The 19,374-nt window shown below is 64.9% G+C and carries 14 protein-coding genes; 7 read left to right on the forward strand and 7 right to left on the reverse strand.

What is annotated here, in order from left to right:
* Window positions 1–251 precede the first annotated feature (251 nt).
* Entirely contained in the window at window positions 252–3,359 is a 3,108-nt protein-coding gene (locus JW958_00015) for a sigma 54-interacting transcriptional regulator (protein MBN1824613.1), read from the reverse strand.
* 64 nt (window positions 3,360–3,423) lie between these two features.
* A complete protein-coding gene (locus JW958_00020; protein ID MBN1824614.1) occupies window positions 3,424–3,753 on the reverse strand; it encodes a hypothetical protein in 330 nt (109 codons plus the stop codon).
* 462 nt (window positions 3,754–4,215) lie between these two features.
* Here JW958_00020 and JW958_00025 point away from each other — a divergent pair, with 462 nt between their 5' ends.
* Complete coding sequence (locus JW958_00025; GenBank protein MBN1824615.1) at window positions 4,216–5,034, forward strand: nucleoside phosphorylase; 819 nt, start codon at window positions 4,216–4,218, stop codon at window positions 5,032–5,034.
* Window positions 5,035–5,369: 335 nt separating this feature from the next.
* Here the strand turns inward: JW958_00025 and JW958_00030 are convergent, their stop codons facing one another.
* Window positions 5,370–6,761, reverse strand: coding sequence for a cysteine--tRNA ligase (locus JW958_00030; GenBank protein MBN1824616.1), 1,392 nt, complete (start codon window positions 6,759–6,761; stop codon window positions 5,370–5,372).
* 438 nt (window positions 6,762–7,199) lie between these two features.
* Between JW958_00030 and JW958_00035 the strand changes: the two genes are divergently transcribed.
* The 4 genes from JW958_00035 (at window position 7,200) to JW958_00050 (ending at window position 12,349) form a co-directional block, all read left to right on the forward strand.
* A complete protein-coding gene (locus tag JW958_00035; protein MBN1824617.1) occupies window positions 7,200–9,686 on the forward strand; it encodes a DUF2723 domain-containing protein in 2,487 nt (828 codons plus the stop codon).
* Window positions 9,687–9,784: 98 nt separating this feature from the next.
* Window positions 9,785–10,624 carry a class II glutamine amidotransferase gene (locus JW958_00040; GenBank protein MBN1824618.1) on the forward strand — a complete coding sequence of 280 codons (840 nt, stop codon included), beginning with the start codon at window positions 9,785–9,787 and terminating at the stop codon, window positions 10,622–10,624.
* 134 nt (window positions 10,625–10,758) lie between these two features.
* On the forward strand, window positions 10,759–10,923 hold the full coding sequence (locus tag JW958_00045) for a hypothetical protein (protein ID MBN1824619.1): 165 nt from the start codon (window positions 10,759–10,761) through the stop codon (window positions 10,921–10,923).
* Between the two features lie 25 nt (window positions 10,924–10,948).
* The gene (locus JW958_00050) at window positions 10,949–12,349 is read left to right on the forward strand and encodes a sulfatase (protein ID MBN1824620.1); all 1,401 of its coding nucleotides are present in this window, start codon (window positions 10,949–10,951) and stop codon (window positions 12,347–12,349) included.
* A gap of 52 nt (window positions 12,350–12,401) precedes the next feature.
* Here the strand turns inward: JW958_00050 and JW958_00055 are convergent, their stop codons facing one another.
* From JW958_00055 to JW958_00070, 4 genes are all read right to left on the reverse strand, one after another.
* A complete protein-coding gene (locus JW958_00055; protein ID MBN1824621.1) occupies window positions 12,402–13,262 on the reverse strand; it encodes an RNA polymerase sigma factor RpoD/SigA in 861 nt (286 codons plus the stop codon).
* 77 nt (window positions 13,263–13,339) lie between these two features.
* A complete protein-coding gene (locus JW958_00060) occupies window positions 13,340–13,867 on the reverse strand; it encodes a MerR family transcriptional regulator (protein MBN1824622.1) in 528 nt (175 codons plus the stop codon).
* Window positions 13,868–14,244: 377 nt separating this feature from the next.
* Entirely contained in the window at window positions 14,245–16,104 is a 1,860-nt protein-coding gene (locus tag JW958_00065; protein ID MBN1824623.1) for a hypothetical protein, read from the reverse strand.
* A gap of 123 nt (window positions 16,105–16,227) precedes the next feature.
* Window positions 16,228–16,944, reverse strand: coding sequence for a hypothetical protein (locus JW958_00070; protein MBN1824624.1), 717 nt, complete (start codon window positions 16,942–16,944; stop codon window positions 16,228–16,230).
* A 304-nt stretch (window positions 16,945–17,248) separates the two neighbouring features.
* Here JW958_00070 and JW958_00075 point away from each other — a divergent pair, with 304 nt between their 5' ends.
* Both JW958_00075 and aroC read left to right on the forward strand, forming a co-directional pair.
* The gene (locus tag JW958_00075; GenBank protein ID MBN1824625.1) at window positions 17,249–17,944 is read left to right on the forward strand and encodes an MBL fold metallo-hydrolase; all 696 of its coding nucleotides are present in this window, start codon (window positions 17,249–17,251) and stop codon (window positions 17,942–17,944) included.
* Between the two features lie 57 nt (window positions 17,945–18,001).
* A complete protein-coding gene (gene aroC, locus JW958_00080) occupies window positions 18,002–19,078 on the forward strand; it encodes a chorismate synthase (protein ID MBN1824626.1) in 1,077 nt (358 codons plus the stop codon).
* The last annotated feature ends 296 nt before the right edge of the window (window positions 19,079–19,374 follow it).

The following is a 19,374-nucleotide window of genomic DNA, read 5'->3' on the forward strand; positions in this document are numbered from 1 at the left end:
GCCACCCTCTCTTAATGATCCGACCCGCGGCCACGGGCGAATTCGTTTTCGAGATCCCCAACCGATGCATCCCGACCCGCGGGGGACAGACGGATCCGTCGCGAGAATGCCGAGCGGCGAGCGAGAGATCCATTCGGACGAACCCGCTCCCGGAGGCGTAGCCGAAGTTACGTCGAGGAAGCGGGTGAAGGAGAATGGATCTCGCAGCCGATGATCGGCATTCGCAGCAGGATCCGTCCGTCCTCCGCGGGTCAGCGGAGTCCGTATTTTTCCAGCTTTTTGTGCAGGCCCCACCGCGAGAGGCCCAGCTCCCGGGCGGTTTTGGAGACGTTGTCGCCGTTTTTCTCGAGGTAGGCGCGAAGGAGGCGGCCTTCGTGGCGCCTCATCTGCTCCCGGAGAGTGATCCCCTCGACGGCGGAGAGAGAGGTGGAGGAGAGAGCGCTTCGCCCCTCCTTGGCGTCGCGGATGGCGTGCGAAAGACGGTCCAGGGTCACCACGCCCGTCTCGTCGAGAAGCACGAGACGGCGCATCTCGCTTCGGAGTTCCCGTACGTTCCCCGGCCACGCGTGGCGCATCAGCGCCTGGATCGCCGACTCGTCGAGCCGTATCGGCTCCTTCCCCATCTCGGCGGAAAATACACGTATAAAGTACTGCGAGAGCAGGAGAATGTCCTCGATCCTCTCGCGGAGGGGCGGCAACTCGATGTTGATCACGTTCAGCCGGTAGTAAAGGTCCTCGAGGAAACGCCCTTCATCCACCTCGCGCCTCAGCTCCCTGTTGGAGGCACAGATGAACCGGACGTCCACCTCCACGTAGCGGTTGGTGCCGAGCGGCCGGATCCGTTTCTCCTCGAGTACGTGGAGCAATTTCGACTGAACCCGCGGGTTCATCTTGTCGATCTCGTCCAGGAAAACCGTCGATCCGGAAGCCTCCACCAGAAGCCCCGCCTTGTCGGAATGGGCGCCGGTGAAGGATCCGCTGGCGTGCCCGAAGAGTTCGCTCTCCAAAAGCTGTTCCGGCAGCGTGGCGCAGTTGATGCTGTAGAAGGTCCTTTCCCGTCGCGGGCTCTCGTCGTGGACCGCCTGGGCGATCAGCTGCTTGCCCGTCCCCGTCTCCCCCTGGATCATCACGGTCACGTTCGTTCCCGCCACCTTGCGCACCAGGTCGAGCACGTCGTCCATTCGCCGGCTCTGCGTGATGATTCGGTCGAATCGGTCCGCGTGGGACACCTGCTTCCGGAGCCGCGTGTTCTCCTCCATCAGCTCCTTCTGCTTGTTCGACAGCAGGGAGAGGACGAAGCGCTGGGAACGCACCAGCCCGACGACCAGGTCGAGCGCCCGAGAGCCGTAGGGGGTGCGGTGCTCTTCCCGGTCGAGGTAGATGGCGCCGGAGATCTCCGCGCTGGTTTGGAAGGGGACGACGAGCAGGCTGCGGACGGCCCCCTCGGCGACGAGGGACGCGCCGGGAAGGCGCGGGTCGCTCGCCACCGCCGTGGAGAGGAAGGGGCGGCCGCCGCGCCGGCAGCGGTCGAGCACGGGCCGGAGCGTTTGGACAACCTTGCCGGCCTGCTCCAGCTGGAATCCGTGCAGCGCCCGGGGCTCCGCCGCGCCTTCCTCGCCGCCGAAGACGATGACGATCCCCCGGTCGCCGTCGGTGCGCGCCACCAGGTCCTCGAGAAGACTCCGTAGATCGAAGTCGTCCGACGAGGCGGGGAGTATGTCGTTGATCACCAGGTGATCGTTCCGCCGGCTGAGGGAGCGCTCGACGATCCTCTCCTCGAGGGAACGGCGGAGTTGGTCCACCTGGTCGATCAGCCGCGGGTTCCCCAGGTCGGCGAAGACGCGCTCCGCCTCGGCGAGCGCGTTCTCGCAGCGGCTCGAGACGCCTCCGCGCGCGAGCAGGCGCGCCTCCTCGAGACGCGCCTTGCCGAGCCAGAGCGGCACCCCCGCTTCGTGGAAGATCCGCCGCGCCTCGGCCAGTTCCAACTGCTTGTCCGACTCCTCGCCCCGATCCGCGTTCAGGTCGAGCCGCACGTGCCGCACCATCGCCTTCGCCAGCTCGATCTTCTCCCCCATGCGGCGGAGCTGCTCGAGCCCGAAGTGGTAGTTCCTCTCCGACTCCTCCCACCGGTTGTCCAAGGCGGCGAGCGTCCCGAGGGCGCAAGAGAGAAGCGCCTCCTCGTAACGTTCGCCGACGCGGCGCGCGCGGAGGAGGGAGCGATAGAGATCCTGTTGCGCGTTTTCCAGATCCCCCAAACGGATCCGGGCGATGCCGATCCGGCGGCCGATCTGGATGGCGTGCTCCGAGTTCTCGCCGAGCGGCGACGCGGAGGCGAGCGCCTCCTCATAGAGGCGGAGCGCCTCCTCGGGGTGGCCGAGCGCCCTCTCCACGTCCCCCAGGTCGCGGCGTACCAGCACCTCCTCGCGCAAGTAACCGTTCTCCCGAGAGATCTGGAGGGTCGAAAGGAGGAGCGATTTGGCCTCCGCCTCGCGGCCCCGGATCAGGTGGATCCGCGCGAGCCCGATCCGCGCCAGCACGGTGCACTGCTGTTGGCCGGTCTGCATATAGACGCGGAGCGCGTCCCGATAGGACTCCTCGGAGAGCTTCAGATCCCCCCTATGGAAATGGATGACCGCCAGGTTGAGGAGCACGTGTCCGCGGTAGGAGAAGTTGCCCGTGTCGCCGAGCGCTTCCTGCGCCTTTTCGAGGAGCGCCAGCGCCCGGTCGTTGTCGCTCTGTTCCTTGCAGACGAGGGCGAGGTTGATGGTCGCCTGGATCTGCCGGGTCACATCGGAAGCGCGGCGCGCGCTCGCCATCCCGTCTTCGTAGAACTCCCGCGCCCGGTCCAGCTCGCCGGTCCGGAAGTACACATGCCCGTAGCAGATCTGCAACTTGGCGAGCGCCGCTTCGTCGCGGCTTTCGCCGAGCAAACGGAAGGCGTCCCGGCACCGGGTGAGCGCGTCGTCGTAGCGCCCGCGCTTGACCTCCAGATAGCCCTGGAGGGTGAGCATCTCCGCCTCGATCGGCGAGCGCCGCTCCGGTGGAAGGGAGACGATCTCCCGGGCCGTGTCCTCGAGGGAGCGTTCCGCCTCGGTGAGTTCGCCCCTCTCGTAGAGGCACCAAGATTCCTTGATTCGTGAAACGGCCGCGGAGGCGACGTCCATGATTCCGCGACCGACGGCGAGCACGCGGTGATCGTGGTATTTCTTGTACGCTTCCTGGAACTGATCGACGCTGTAGTAGAGGTCCGCGAGGCGGGCGAGGCGCTCGATCCGCTCTTCGACCTTGTTCGCGGGATCGAGCCGCTCCAGAGCGTGGATCTCACGCTGGATCAAACGCTTTTTTTCGTCCTGCGTCATCGGGAGGTTTCCTACCCTCCCTCCGCGGATCCGTAAAGGGGGAGACGCGGGGGACTCGGCCTCATTAGAGGAGCATGGATGCGACGGCGCCCTTCACCAAACGGGCGAAGGAGACAAGGGGGCCGAAGCTCCGGCGGTCCGCCGGCAAACCGTACAACTCCTCGTGGTAATCGATCTCCTCCGCGCCCATCGCCATTTGTTCCTGCCCGAGCACCGGAACGGGATTGTCGGGATCCCCTCCGCCATGAGGCGTGTTGTCGGTGTTGGTGATCACCACCGGCTTCGACAGGTCGGCGCGCTCGAACTGCGCGTGAGCGACACCCACCACGAATACCGACAGGGCGAGCACGACGAGCAAAAGGAGGGCGGGCGAAGAAAGAGTTCTTCGTCTCATGACTGTACCCTTCTCTGTGTTTCGGGGTGGATACCGCCGAACCACTTCTCGTGGCGGACCCTTCCCCAGGTTGCATAACATATTACTAAAAAAGCACCTACTATGTCAAGCCATGTTGGCGGGATTCCCCATTTCACGGGAGTGCAGCAATCGTTCCGTTTTTTCACATCCTCTCCCTTTATTTTTTAACCTATTGATTGTTAGGTGGTTAGGATCGATCGACGCGAAGGGCCGCCCGGAAACGCAGTCAACGGAGGTTGACAAAAGGATGTCCACGAAAGTTGCGCTGCTCGAATCGACTGCAATCCATAGAGTTCGAGTGACAACTTCCCTTGCGCCGCCCCAGTTCGCGCTCGGGAGATGACCGAGGCGGGCGGTTGACCGGGGCACGATGCTTCCCGTATCGTCCGTGCCGTATCGAGAGACGGATCCCGCCGGAAGGGCGTGGAATGGGGGTATCGAATGGGAGAGCAGCTCATCACGAGAGTCAAGGAGGGGGAGGTCGCCCCCTATGTCTTTCTCTGCGGCGAACCGGAGCGGGTTTCCAAGATCGCCGGCATGCTCGGCGGAGGAGAGAAGATCCGGGTCGTCCGCGAATACACGCTTTACCGCGCCGCGCTGGAAGGAACGGAAGTGCTCGTCGCCTCGACCGGCGTCGGCGGACCCTCCACGGCGGTGCTTCTGGAGGAGCTGGCCAACACGGGCGCCCATACCTTCCTGCGTGTCGGCACAAGCGGAGGCATCGGTCCCACGATACGCAAGGGGGACTTCGTCGTCTCCACCGGCGCCATTCGCGAGGACGGCACCACCGCCTCCTACGTCTGGCCCACCTTCCCGGCGATCGCGCACCATGAGGCGGTGCTCGCCCTGATCGCCGGCGCCGAAAAGACGGGCGCCCGGTATCACGTGGGGCTCACGTTCTCGGTGGACGGTTTTTACGCGGAGAACAAGATCCTGCGGGAGGAAGGTCTCGCGTCGATGTCCCACGGCGGCTTCCAACTCCCCTCGCGCACCGGCCGGCTGCGGGACGCGGAGGCGATGGGAGCACTTCACATCGAAATGGAAAACGGAACGCTCTTCACGCTCGGCGGTGTTTTCGGCCTCCGGACCGGCTCGATCTGCACCGTCTCGGACGTCGTTCCTTGGTATCCCACCGGGGAGATCATCAACTTCGAGGAGAACATCGCCGGCTGCATCCAAGCCGGAATCGAGGGGATGCGGCGATTGATCGCATGGGATCGAGAGAAGGGGGAGGCCGCGCACTGGTTCCCGCAAAAGTAGGACGATCCCGTTTTGCGGCCGGCGAGCCGGCGCGTCACGAACACGTTGCTTTCCGTGAGTTCGAGAAAAGAGCATGAACCCCCACCGGTTGACGTTCGAAGAAACCTTCGTATAGTGGATACCGAGTCCCCACCCCGAGGGGCGGGAATGGGAGAAAAATCCCCCTAGGCGACGCGCCGAACGCTCATTTCGTGGGAGGGCAGGAGATGGGTAGGGCCGGAGTCCGGGGGGATTTTGTTCCCCCGGATCACGATCGGCCCGGTCGGAATGTTTTCATGTGAACGGCGCGATGGCCGCGCGAAAGAGAGGGCGCGCGTCCCCTTCGGCCGAGCGGCTCAACCGTTGACGGGTCGTATTTTGGGACCCTCGGGAGTGTCCTCGACGGCGAAACCGCGGGCGAGGAGCGCATCGCGGATCCGGTCCGCCTCCGCCCAATCCTTTCTCGCGCGCGCCTCTTGACGGGCGGCGACCATCGCCGCCGCCTCCTCGTCCACCTCCGCCTCCCTCTCCACCATCGACTCCACGCCGAGCCCGAGCACGCGGTCCATGAGGGCGAGCGTGGCGTAGCGGTCGGCGTCGGCGGCGCTCTCGTCCCGGAGCAGCCCCCACATGGACGCGAGGGCGCGGGGCGTGTTGAGATCGTCGGCGCATGCCTCCCAGAAGGGGCGATGGTGCTCCTCCAGCACCTTTCCCTCCCCGCCGGCGGCGCGGAGCGCGACGACCCGGTTCCGCAGGCGGTCGAGTGCGTTGGCGGCGCCGCGCAGCCCCTCCTCGGTGAAGGTGAGCGGCGCCCGATAGTGAGCCCCCAAGCAGAAGAGACGATAGGCGAGCGGGTCGAAACCCTTTTCGACGAGCCGGTCCAAGGTGATGAAGTTCCCCCCCGACTTGGCCATCTTCGCCCCCTCACCCCCTTCTTCCTCGGAGGGGAGGACGAGGAATTCGCCGTGCATCCACCAGCGGACCCAGTCGTGGTCGTAGGCCGCTTCCACCTGGGCGATCTCGTTGGTGTGGTGGATCGCGATGTGGTCCACGCCGCCGCAGTGAATGTCGAACCGCTCGCCCAGGTACTTCACGGACATGGCGGAGCACTCGATATGCCAGCCGGGGAAGCCGACCCCCCAAGGACTATCCCATTCCATCAGCCGCTGTTTGTCCGAGGGGGAGAACTTCCAAAGCGCGAAGTCGGTGGGATTCCTCTTTCCCGCGGTCATCTCGATCCGGGCGCCGGCCATGAGCCCCTTCACGTCGAGACGGGCGAGCTTGCCGTAGTCCCGGAGCTTGGACGTGTCGAAGTAGATCCCGTCCTCGATCCGATAAGTGAAACCCTTCTCCTCGAGGCGCCGAATCAGGTCGATCTGCTCCGAGATGTGCTCCGTCGCCTTGCACCAGGTCTCGGGCTCGCGGATCCCGAGACGCTTCATGTCGCTCCGGAAAGCCTCCCAATAGAAGTCGGCGATTTCGTGGATCGTCTTCCCCGCCCGGGCGGCGCTCTTCTCCATCTTGTCCTCGCCGGTGTCCGAGTCGGAGACCAGATGTCCCACGTCGGTCACGTTCATGACGAGGCTCACCTCATAGCCCGCCTCTTCCAGCACGCGACGAAGCACGTCCTCGAAGACGTAGGTGCGGAGATTGCCGATGTGGGCGAAGTTGTAGACCGTGGGTCCGCAGCCATAGACGCCGACCCGGCCCGGCTCCAGCGGCTCGAAGGGATCGACGCGGCGGGTCATCGTGTTGTAGAGGCGGATCGCGTGGATCGCTCCGTTTCCTTTTCGAACATCTTCCCTTGTCACGGGTTCCGACTCCAAAAGATGGGGGGCGCGCGGCCCCGGAAGGTTCGCGTGTGTCCGGTTTCTTTCGCTGAAAGATACACCCCGGCGGGACGGGAGCGCAACGGGCCGATCCGCCGGGCCGATCCGCCGGCCGCGGGATTGAACCTTTTTCCCCGAACGGCGGTTCCAACGGGAGAGGCCGGCGTTCCGTCCCCCCGGAGGCGGCCGGCGCGATTGCTTTGTTCGCGAGGGGTCTTATGCTATATTGCCAGGGTTCTCCGCCGCGTCCCGCGGGGCCGGCGCGAAGACTTGTAACGGGCGAAACGGGAAACACTTAACGGGAAAATCATGGAATCAAACGAGAATAAAGGCCTTGGAGCTTCGCCGACGCAGACGGTGAAGGAGGATGCTCCCCCACCGGTCGACGAGCGACACGACGGGACCGTGACCTACGGCGACGGGATGGACTGGTGGGTCGCCCTTCTGGTCACCCTCGTGAGCGGCGTGATCTACACGATGACCGCAGGCCGCGCCGCACCTTTCTGGGACTGCGGCGAGTTCATGGCTTGCTCCTACATCCTCGGCATTCCCCATCCGCCCGGAGCCGCCCTTTTCGTGATGCTCGGTCGGGTCGTCTCGATCCTTCCATTCGGCGACATCGCGCTCCGCCTGAACCTCTTCTCCTCCTACTCCAGCGCCATCGCCATCGGCTTCACCGCCCTCGGCTTGGCCCGTGTGATCCGGCGCCTGCACGGCCGGGAAAAGAACTTCACCGACAGAATGGTGGTCTATGGCGGCACCGTGGTCGGCGCCCTCTCCGCCGCCTTCGGTTCCACCTACTGGTTCAACGCGGTGGAGGCGGAGGTGTACGGCCTGACGCTTCTTCTGATCGCGATCCTGATCTGGCTCTCCCTTCTCTGGATCGAGCGGGCCCGCACGCCCGAGGGGAACCGGATCCTGCTCCTGCAGACGTATCTCCTCTTTCTGGGCGCCACCAATCACATGCAGTCCTTCCTGCCGGTGGTCCCCCTGTTCCTGCTGATCTTTCTGATCGATCGAAGCCGTCTCCGGAGCCCCGTCTTCTGGATCATCTTCCTCCTGCTGACGACGGTGGTCCATTCCACCCAGTTCTTCCTCTTCGGCACGCCCATCGCCTGCGCGGTCGCCTTCCTCATCTCCTGGCTCGACGCGTCGCCGGACCGGAAGAAGATCTACGCCCTGGCGGGTTGGTTTTTCTTTACCGCCATTCTCGGCTATACCCTTTACGCGTACGTGCCGATCCGATCCGCCAACCAGCCGGCGATCGACGAAAACAATCCGGAGAACTGGACCAACTTCAAAATGTTCCTCGAGCGGAAACAGTACTCGGAAAAATCGATGATCGAGCTGATGTTCACGCGCAAGGGAACCTGGTCGAACCAGTTCGGCGATTTCCACCGGATCGGCTTCTGGTACCATCTGAAGAACCAATGGCTCCCCCACTCGCCCGCCTACCTGTTGGTTCCTCTCTTCTCTCTTTTCGCGCTTTGGGCGATGTGGAAGAGGGACCGGAAGATCGGCCTCTACTTTCTGATGAGCCTTCTCCTCTTTACCGTCGCCATGACCCTGTACCTCAACTTCTCCGACGGCACCAAGGGGGTGAAGCTCGAGGTCCGGGACCGGGACTACTTCTACACGCCGGGGTATTTCCTTATCGCCTGGCTGCTCGGGATCGGTCTGTCCGCTTTTTTGAGCAAGCTCCGTTACTCCCGGATGGCCGGGAGGGAAACCGCGGTCCAGGTGATCGCCATTCTCGCCCTGGTGATTCCGATCCGCACGGCGTCGGCGCACTACTTCGAGCACGACCGCTCCCGGTTCTTCGTCGCCGAGGACCTGGCCTATAACATCCTGGCGGGGCTCGAGGAGAACGCGATCCTCTTCACCGGCGGCGATAACGACACCTTCCCGCTCTGGTACATGCAGGAGGTCCGCGATTTCCGGAAGGACGTGCGGATCGTCAACCTGAGCCTGATCAACACGCCCTGGTATATTTTACAGCTAAAGCATCGGGAGCCGATGGTGCCCATCCCGCTTCAGGACGAGGAGATACAGAACCTCCGGGGCTATTACAATTCCGACGGCACGGTGACGACCATCAAGGACATCGTGCTTCCCAAGATCATCCGGGAATGCATCGGCAAAAGGCCGCTTTACTTCGCCATCACCGTGACCACCGATGATCGGCATATCGTGCGCGACAAGCTGATCCAAGAGGGGATGGTCATGAAGATCGACCCGAGCGTGGACCAGGAGTCGATCAACGTGCATGCGATGGAGAAGAACTTCGGCGAGGGAGGCTACCGCTTCCGCGGCCTCGCCGATCCCACGGTGTACAAGGACAACGACACGGTCCGGCTGATGACCAACTACAACGCCTGCCTCTACAACCTGGCCCAGCTTTTCCAGAGGAGCGGCGACAAAGAGAAGGCGAAGAAGTACACCGACATGATCTACTCCTTCCCTCACGACAACCTCGCCGGCCACCGGATGCTCGCGATCCTCGCCGAAGGGGACGCCGACTGGGAACGGGCGCTCCGCCACATGGAGCGCTGCTACGAGATCGATCCCGACGATCCGCTGAACATCGTCAAGATGGCGGACTATCTGGACGTCACGGGGCGCAAGGAGGAGGCGATCCAGACCGCCTTGCTCGCCCGGGAAAAGTTTCCCGACGACCGGATGGTCCTGGGGACGCTCGCTTCGGTGCTCCGCGGTTCGGACCGGGAGGGGGAACTGGTGGACCACCTGGAGCAGTGGGTCGCCCGGCACCCCGACGACGAGAGGATGAAGGAGGCGCTGAAGACGATGCGACGTCTGCCCGCGGCCGTGGACAGCGCGCCCTGATGACGGCGTGGAGCCGGGGCGGTCCTTGACCCCGGCTCCGCGCGCTCGTAGAATCCCACCGATTCCGCCGCCTGTCGGAGAAGGGAGCGCCGACCGCTTTGTGCCACCTTTACGGATTTCTCGCATCCCGCCCCACGCGGATCGAGTGCGCTCTGGTTCGCTCTCAGGAAGCGCTTTTCCGGCAGTGCTCCGGCTCTTCACGTAATCTGACTCGCGCCAACGGCTGGGGGGTGGCGTTCTTTCCCGAGGACGAGCCGGTCATCCGCAAGAGGATCCTTCCTCCCTTCGAGCCCTTCGTGTTCGATCCCGAAGCGGCGGCGGCGGCGGGACACGCCGCCATCGCCCACCTACGCACGCCCGGTCCGGGAAAGGCGGAACGGAAGAACACCCATCCCTTCCAGTTCCGGAACTGGACTTTCGCCATGCACGGGACGATCGAAAACTTCCCCCCTCTCCGCCGGGAGCTGATGGGAGAGCTGAACCCCGAGTATCGCCGGAGCATCCAGGGCCATAGCGACGCGGAACACGCCTTCTTTCTTTTTCTTTCTTATCTAAAGCGTTCAGCGGGATCCATAGGCAGCGACGCCCCGCTTCACCGGATCCGCGATTCCTTCCGGAAGACCTTTTACATGTTGAACGAAATGACCGGGCGCTCCGGCTCCCTAATCCGCTCGCAGATCGACGCCCTCTGCACGAACCGCCAGGTCATGCTCGCCTGCCGGCAGAGGGGCGCCCTCTATCAGCTGGAGCGGAGCCAAGCCGAGGTGTGCCCCATCTGCAAGGCCTCCCACGCCGTCGTCGCGGCGGGGGAGCCCTATCACGCCGTGGTCTTCGCCACCGAGCCCCTCTCCGGAGAGGACTGGACGGAGATTCCCGACAATTCGGTCGTCATGGTCGACCCGGATCTCGGCGTAGTCGTCGATCCCCTCGAGCAGTAATCCTCTTTCCCCGAAACCGGTTGACGCCCCGGCACGGCGGTGGGATGATCGATCGAGCGGAGAGTTCCCACGACGGATCCCACCCCTCACGGCGGGATCTTCATCCATCGACCCGGAAAGGAATTAGTTTAATAATGAAAGAGTGCGAATGGTGCGGCGACGACTTCCGCGGCAAGGGGGAGGAGTTGGAGGGGCACTTCTTCTGCAGCATCGATTGCCTACAAGAATGGAAGAAGGACGTGCATGGTTCGGCGGAAGTCACCAGCCCGAAGACTCCCGGAGCGGAGGGAGAGGATTAACGGGATCGGCCCCTTCACGAAACCGGTGAAACGCTATCCGACAAATGGGCGCGTAGCGGCGGCGGCGATCGCCGCCGCCCTCGCCCTGCTCTCCTGCGGAGGAGAGCCTCCACCGCGGCCGAACATCCTTCTCGTCAGCATCGAGTCGCTTCGCGCCGACCACGTCGGTTGTTACGGCTATGGGCGTCCGACCACGCCGAATGTGGACCGGCTCGCCCGCGAGGGAACGGTCTATCGCCACGCCTTCTCGCAAACCAGCTGGACCCTCACCTCCCACGCCACACTCTTCACCGGTCTCTACCCCACCGCGCACGGTGTGATCGAGCCGCGCCACAGGCTGGGCGATTCCTATCGCACTCTCGCCGAGACGCTCGCCGAGCGGGGTTATCAGTGCGCCGGCTTCGCGAGCGGCCCCTTCCTGCGAACCCCCTACAACCTGCATCAGGGTTTCGAGATCTGGGACGACAGCCCCGCCGCTCCCGACCAGGAGAGCGCCCACGCGGACATCACCAATCCGCGGATGGAGGGGCTGCTGACCTCGTTCCTCGAAGAGGACCGCGATCCGAACCGACCCTTCTTCCTCTTCGCCTATCTGTGGGACGTGCACTACGATTTTCTCCCTCCCCCTCCCTTCGACACGCTCTTCGTCCCCGAGGACGCCGAGCCGATCGACGCGACCAGCTTCGAGACGAACCCGCTGATCCACCCGGCGATGGACTCCGCGGCCCTCCGCTGGATCGTCGCCCAGTACGACGGCGAGATCCGATGCACCGACGAGCTTCTCGGCCGTCTTTGGGATCGGATGCGCTCTCTCGGCCTCTGGGAGAACACGGTGATCGTGGTCACCGCCGATCACGGCGAGGAGTTCTTCGAACACGGCGACAAGGGACATAAGAAGAACCTTTTCGTCGAGACCCTCCACGTGCCTCTGGTGGTGAAGTGGGCGGACGGGAGGCCGGCGGCGTCCGATGATCGGTTGGCGGGGCTGCTCGATCTCTTCCCCACTCTCGCGCGCCTCGGCGGCGGCGGGCCGGGCGACGAGCCCCAGGGAATCGACCTGAACGAACCGGCCCGCGGTCCGGAAGATCCCCTCTTCCACGAGCTGGTCACCACCTTCTATGGGCGCGGAGCGGCGGGGCGGATGGAGAAGAGGGGCGAGCAGTGGTGGGCGGTGCGGCGGGGCGACTACAAGCTGGTCAGCGCCCCGGACCGGCGGATGAACCTCCTCTTCGACGCGGCGGCCGACCCGCGTGAACTCCACCCGATCGAAACGGAGCGCCCCGAACTGCTGGAACGCTATCTGCGCCTTCTCGCTCCCTGGCAATCGCGCATGCGCGCCGTGGCGGAGCGCCACGGAGAGGCGGAGAGCGTCCGGCTCAGCGAGGAAGAGAGGGAGCGGCTCGAGGCGCTCGGCTACGTGAAATAAAAAAGCCGGCGGAGGAAGTCCCCCGCCGGCTCGGTCAACCCATCGCTTTCGATCAGACGTAGGCCCGGAGCAACTCACCCCGCGACCCGTTCCCCAACTTCTCGAGCGCCTTCTTTTTGATCTGGCGGACCCGCTCCCGGGATAGGTTCATCCGGTTGCCGATCTCCTCCAGGTTGTAGGACCGGTCCGTGCCGATGCCGAAGTAGAGTCGGACCACCAGCCCCTCGCGATCGTTCAGGCTCTTCACCACGTCGCGAATCTCGTGGCGCATGTTCCGATCCTCCAGCTCTTCGTCCTGCGGCACGATCTCCGGATCGGCCAGATAGTCGCTCAGGCTGTTCTCGCCGTCGTAGTCCTCGGGGCCGTCGAGTGAGAGGAATCGATTGTTCAGACCGAGCAGGTTGTGCACCTCCCCCTCGGGAAGACCGGCCACTTCGGTCAACTCCGCCAACGTCGGCTCCTGGTGGAATGTCTTCCAGTAGTCGTTCATGTAACGGGAGAGCTTCTGCAGCAGGATCTCCTTGTTCATGGGAAGGCGGATCTCGTGGGCGTTCTCGATCACCGCCTGCTGCATCCTCTGTCGGATCCACCAGACCGCGTAGGTGGTGAATTTGAAGTTTCGCGTTTCGTCGAACTTCTTCACCGCCTTGATCAGTCCGATGTTGCCCTCGTTCACCAGGTCCGAGAGGGGAAGCCCCCGATTCATGTATTTCTTCGCCACGAACACAACGAACCGGAGATGGCCGAGGACCAGCCTGTGCATCGCCTCCTCGTCCCCCCCGCGGGCGCGGCGGGCGAGATCGCCTTTCTCCTCCTCCGGAACGGTGGGGATTCTCTGTATCTCCTTCAGGTACAAGGTCATCGCCTTGTCTTCCTGCGCCGGATAGCTTCTTGTCGCGTAGTTCGTCTTCATGGTTCACGCTCCGTTCTATTCGGAACCGCCGCTCCCGTGGCGGCCGACTCGGCTGGGGTGTACGACTGTTTCAGTCCTCAATTCCCGGGAAGTTCCCCGGGAGATAGGAACCCGGAACCGGAACCGTTGTGTGGGCCTAGGCCGACCTGCGCACCGCGGATAAGCGAAGTGGCGTCCACTTCATGATCCCGCGGGCAGTCGAGGCAATCCTCTTTCGGCTTGGGCTCATCGCATTCCCTGCAGGTCTCGAGGTAGCGCAACGTGTCGACCAGTTCCCGCTCGACCGCCGTCATCCTCTCGAGGAGGGCGCGCACTTCGCCGAGCTTCTCCCCGTATAAGTCCCGCAAGTGTTCCATCATGTCCCTGCCGGTGCCGAACCCTTCGATACTCTCCAATAGGTCTTTGATTCGCGGGAGGGAAAGTCCCATCGCCTGGAGATCACCGATCCAGCGGATCCTCTCCCGCGCGCACTGCTCGAAGAGGCGGTAGTTGCCGCCCGTCCTCTGGGCGCACTCGAGAAGCCCCATCTGCTCGTACAGCCGGAGCGCGCGCACCGTCTTTCCGGTCGCCTTCGCCAGCTCTCCGATTTTCCAGTAGTGATCCATTTTCTCTCCCCATCCCTAACCCTTACGTTAAGGTTATCGTCAGGATATCATCCGTGCTTGAGGGTGTCAACCAAAAATAATTGATTTGGATCAATTTTTTTCTATATTGGGCGGATTGGAGGGCAAATATGTGTCATCTTGCTACTTTACAAGATGTTGCGCCCTTTTCCCCAAAACCGATCCGGACGAACGATTTCACATCCACAGAAAGGGAGAAGCCGTGCCGACAGATCAACTTCTTCTATTTCATTTTGTTAGGGGGTTTTCGAGAAATCGAACCGCCGGCCGAGCCGCGAGGCGCCCGGGAGTGCGCGCGTCATGGAAATGAACGATACGCTCCTTCGGCGCACCCATCAATCGGGACCCGTCCCACTCACCTAGAGCCGCCCCTCCAGGTGCGCCCGGTAATCGCGCAGACCGATGGCTCGCAGGGGACCGTAGGGGGCGATCCAGTAGATGTTCCTCATCTCCATCCCCGGCTCGAATCCCTCGGGGAATCCGCGGAGCAACAGAGAACGATCCATGGGGCGCCCTTCCAGGCGCTTTTCGAGAAAGAGATCGAAGTAGATCGCGCTCAGGTCCCGCCGCTCCATGCCGGGCCGGCGGCGAAGGATCTCGCGAGCGTAGAGTTCGCGGTACGACTCGAAGGGGACGAGGCGCGGCGCGAGCACGAGGACCGGCCCGCCGGTTCCCTCCTCGACGAGACCGACCAGACGGTGGCCGGGATAGAGGCGCTTCCCCTCGGCGGGGGGCGTTCCTCGCAGGAGCAGAAAGTCCGCCGTCTCGAGCACCGCCTCCCTGTCCAGCGTGTGGTAGGCGTGCGGCCAGTTGCATCGACGGTTGTACGCGTTGAAAGCGGGAAAGGAGAAAAGGTCCTCGAAACGATCGTAGGCGCGTTCGTCCCGGGCGCCCCACTCCGTTCCGTCCAGGTCGTAGAGCACCCCCGGCGCGAAACGCCACGCCAGCGCGAGTGCCTCGTTCGGCCCGAAACCGGCGACGGCGACGCTCTTGGTGAAGCGCCAGCGGTTGATGTCGACGCGCCCCATCCGGTCTTGAAAGACCGCCCTCTCCGGATCCCCCTCCACGAGGACGCGCTCGATTTCCCGAAGCGCGAGCCCTCCCCTCATGTAATAGGGGCAATGCGTCTCGCCCCGCGTGATCGCCATGTACTGCGCGATCGAAAGGAGGAGTGTCGCCGCGACCAATGCCCCCCGAAGAGCCGGCGGCCGCACCCTTTCGAAGGCGAGGAGGAGGAGCATGATCCCCGGAACGACGATCGGGGCGATGTGGCGCGGTTCCTTCACCGCCTGCAAGGTGAAGAGGAGAATCGGCACGAGAAAGGCGAGCGCCGTCAGGCGGGCCGCTCGACGTCCTTCCTCATCCTCCCCGCCGAGCCGCCGCGCGTGGATCAGCGGCAGGAAGAGGAGAAGCGCGGGGAGGCCGAGGGCGCTCCGGAGAATCTGCCACGGATAATAGGCGAGCGACGCGAGCGACGGAACCTCCGGCGGGCCGATGAGGCGCATGATCGGGATGCGGGTGTTGCCGAGGGAGGCGTAGTAAGACCACATCTCCGGCGCGAGGAGACGGACGCCGATGAGCGCCGCCGCGGCCGGGACGCCGAGCGTCAGGGAGAGCCGGATCGCCCCCCGGGCGTCCCGCCCCCGGATCCTGCGGATCGTTTCATACATCCAGGGTCCGACGAAAAAAACCGGGTAGGTCATCTTCAAGAGGAGGCCGGCGCCGAAGAGGAGCCCGAACACGATCCCCGCCGCGCCGCGGTCCGGCTCGCCCCCGCGGACCCAGAGCGCGAGTTGCCACGCCACCGCCGCGGAGAGGGCGTATTCGACGTACAACTCCCGGGAGAGACCGACCAGAAGGGGCGCCGTGAGCGTCAGAATGACCGGGACGGCCGCGGGGAGACGGAGCCGGAGCGCGCGGGCGAGGGCGGCCGCGGCGCCGGCGAGAAGCAGTGCGAAGAGGAGGTTGGCGGAGAGCGCGGCGGGGATGGAGTCGCGCGCGGCGAGGAAGGGGACCAGAAGATAGGGGAAGAGGGACGCCACCGAAAAGTCGCGCGGACCGCCCGCCGCCGCCGCCCGGGCGAAAGCGTGGTACTGGGTCGGGTCCATCCAGGAGAAGCAGTCCCGCCCCCTCGCGTCGAGAAGGAGATCGACCGCAAAGGAGGCCAGGAAGAGGACCAGGATCAGCCACCCGGCTCGTCGCGGCAGACTCGCGCTCATCACCACCGCCTCACGAAAGACCTATCCTTCCCGCGGTCCCATCCGGCGCCTGCGCCGTCGCCCCGCGGGAAAGAGGGCGCGGTCGCCCCCGGCCGCGCCCCCCGTCGCAACGAAACGCCCCGATCAGGAGCCCGACTGCGGCGGCGGCGCCTGCAGGAGACGCTCCAACCGGGTAGGCGAAATGCGCACCCAGCTCCCCTCCTGGGGGATGCCGGGGAAAATCACGCGCACGAGCCCCTCGGGACGAAACATGATGCTCTTCAAGTCGTTCGGAAGGGCCCTCACCTCGGCGCCGTAGAGCCGGACTCCTCCCTCCTCCACCTGCTTCAGCGTGGCGCGCATCTCGTCCAGATCCTTTTCCACCTGCAGTCTCTGCGCTTCGTCGGTGATGTTCCCCACCTGCTCTTCCACGAGACGAATCTGCTCCACCAGTCGGCTCCTCGCCTCGAGCTGCAGCAGCACCATCGTGGAATCCATCGGGAGCTGCGGGTCCACCGGATAGACCGCCCCGAAGGTCTCCCAGCCGTAATACAGATTCCGGTACGCCACATCGATTCCCTCGAAGAGGGAGAAGAAGGTCTCCGCCGGCACGTAGGCCTTTAGGTTGATCGCCGCGTCGATCTTCTGGTCCGCCTTGTTCGCGCAGGCGAATTCCAACGATTGGAAGGACTGCGGAATGAGCCAGGCGATCTTCTGGGCGAAAGTTTCGAGGCTGTCCGGGATTTGTGAGATCGCCGCCTGCTCCTCCCCTTCCCCCTTGCCGCCGCAACCGGCGCCGAGGGCGAGAACGAGGGCGAGAAGAAGGACGCCGCCGGTAATCGCGAAGAATCGGTTTCGCATGATCGTTGCCGCTCCTCTCCGCCGGGATCGGTCCGCCCCTTTCGGAGTCGGCCGCGCCCGCCGCCCGGGCGGGCGGTTCCGATGCCCAGCCATGGAGTTGTCATTTTTACGTCGCCGGAGGATCCCGACGGGCCGCCCGGCTCGGATTCCAGCCGGTGAGGTTAGCACGGGCGGTTCGGCGACTCAAGGCCGCCGCCGCGGGGGCGACGTCGAGCGTTGACGCCCTCCCGTCGTCGCGCTACATTGGCGCCGGGACGGATCCGCCCGTCCGTGACGTGAGCAGTTTCTTTCTTCGGGGAAAAAGATGAACGGCGAAACGGACCGGAACCGGCCCGACGGGCCGGGAGCCGCCGCGGCGGAGAGCGCCGGGACGGACCGGCTCCTGCGCGGGGTGCGCTGGCTCGGACACGCCTCCTTTCTCATCGAAGGGGAGCGCCGCGTCTGGATCGACCCGTGGCGGATCGGTCCCGGCCCGCACCCGCCGGCGGACATCGTGCTTCTCACACACCCCCATCCCGATCATTGTTCGCCGAGCGACCTGGAACGCGTCCCCGGGATCGCGGAAGCGACGATCGTGGCGGTGCGGGACGCGGCGCGCAAAACGGGCCGCACCTGCCGGACGATCGCGCCCGGGGAGAAGACGGGCGCCTGCGGCGTCGCCATCACCGCCGTCCCCGCCTACAACATCGACAAACCGTATCATCCGCGCGGCGCCGGCTGGGCCGGCTTCCTGATCGAGACCGGAGGGCGTGTCTTTTATCACGCCGGCGACACCGACCGGATCCCGGAGATGCGCGCCGTCCGCTGCGACGTGGCGCTCCTCCCTGTGGGTGGGACCTATGTGATGACGGCGGAGGAGGCGGCTTGGGCGGCGGAGGAGATCCGGCCCGGCGTGGCCGTACCGATGCACTGGGGCTCCCTCGGCGCCGGCCGCGAGGAGGCGGTGCGCTTCGCGAACCTCGCGCCGGTCCCGGTCCGCGTACTCGAACCGGCCCCCTGAAAATGGGGAGGGTTCTCCCGCGGACGCGCGAAAATCGAGAGAGAGGAGGAAGGAACGGTGGCGAACACGTTGGGGCATCTCTTCCGGATCACCACCTGGGGGGAATCGCACGGCGGCGGCGTGGGCGTGGTGATCGACGGATGCCCTCCCCTTCTCGATATCGACGAGAGGGAGATCCAGACGGAGCTCGACCGGCGCCGGCCCGGCGCGGGGGGCGCCGTCTCGGCGCGGAACGAGAGCGACACGCTGCGGATCCTCTCCGGCGTGCGGGAGGGGAAATCGCTCGGTACGCCGATCCTCCTCCTCGTGGAGAATGTCGACGCGCGCCCCGAGGACTACGAGGATCTGCGCGACGTCTACCGCCCCTCCCACGCCGACTTTACGTATGAGGCGAAGTACGGCATTCGTGATTGGCGCGGCGGCGGGCGGGCGAGCGCTCGGGAGACGGTCGGCCGGGTCGCCGCGGGCGCGGTGGCGCGCAAGGTGATCGAGAGCGCCGGGATCCGCGTGATCGCCTACGTCCGCTCCCTCCACGACGTGGAGGCGAAGATCGACCCGGAACGGGTGCGCGCGCCCGAAGTGGAGCGAAGCCCCCTCCGCTGTCCGGACCCGGAGGCGGAACGGCGGATGCAGGTCCTCCTGGAGGAGATCAAGGAGTCGGGGGACTCGCTCGGCGGCGTGATCGAATGCGCGGCGAGGAACGTCCCCCCCGGCCTCGGCGAACCCGTCTTCGACAAGCTGGACGCGGATCTCGCCAAAGCGCTCCTCTCCATCCCCGCGGTGAAGGGCTTCGAGATCGGCTCCGGATTCGCCGCTTCACGCCTCAAGGGATCGGAGCACAACGATCAGTTCGAGCTGAGGGACGGGCGGATCCGGACCGCCACCAATCGTTCCGGCGGCGTACAGGGGGGGATCTCCAACGGGGAAAACATCGTGCTCCGTGTCGCCTTCAAGCCGACCGCCACCATCGCCAAGATGCAGAAGACGGTCTCGCGGAACGGGAACATCACCGAGATCCGCCCACGCGGCCGCCACGATCCCTGCGTGCTCCCGCGGGCCGTGCCCGTGGTGGAGGCGATGGTCGCCCTCGTTCTCGCCGACCACCTCCTCAGACAAAAAGCGCTCCGGGGATAAGCGGATCGTTTCTTGCCCGCGGCCACGCCCCGACCGGCCGATTCCTCTTCCGTTTTTCGACGGCGGAAGGGGGAATCCGATTTCGATTTTGATCGCGACAAAGGCACCCTCACCCTCCCCCGCCATCCTCTCCGCCTCTTTCCCGGACGGACGGCGTGATCCTTTGAGAAGAAGGGACGGGGGGCGACCTCCCTTCCGCCGCCGGTCTTCCTCTCGGGGCCGTCTCGACTCGCCGGGCACCCACCGGAGCCCGCCTCCGTCGAGGGGATAAATGAATCTGTCGAGCTTATCGGGGC

The organism is Candidatus Eisenbacteria bacterium (genome assembly GCA_016930695.1).
Taxonomy (GTDB): domain Bacteria; phylum Orphanbacterota; class Orphanbacteria; order Orphanbacterales; family Orphanbacteraceae; genus JAFGGD01.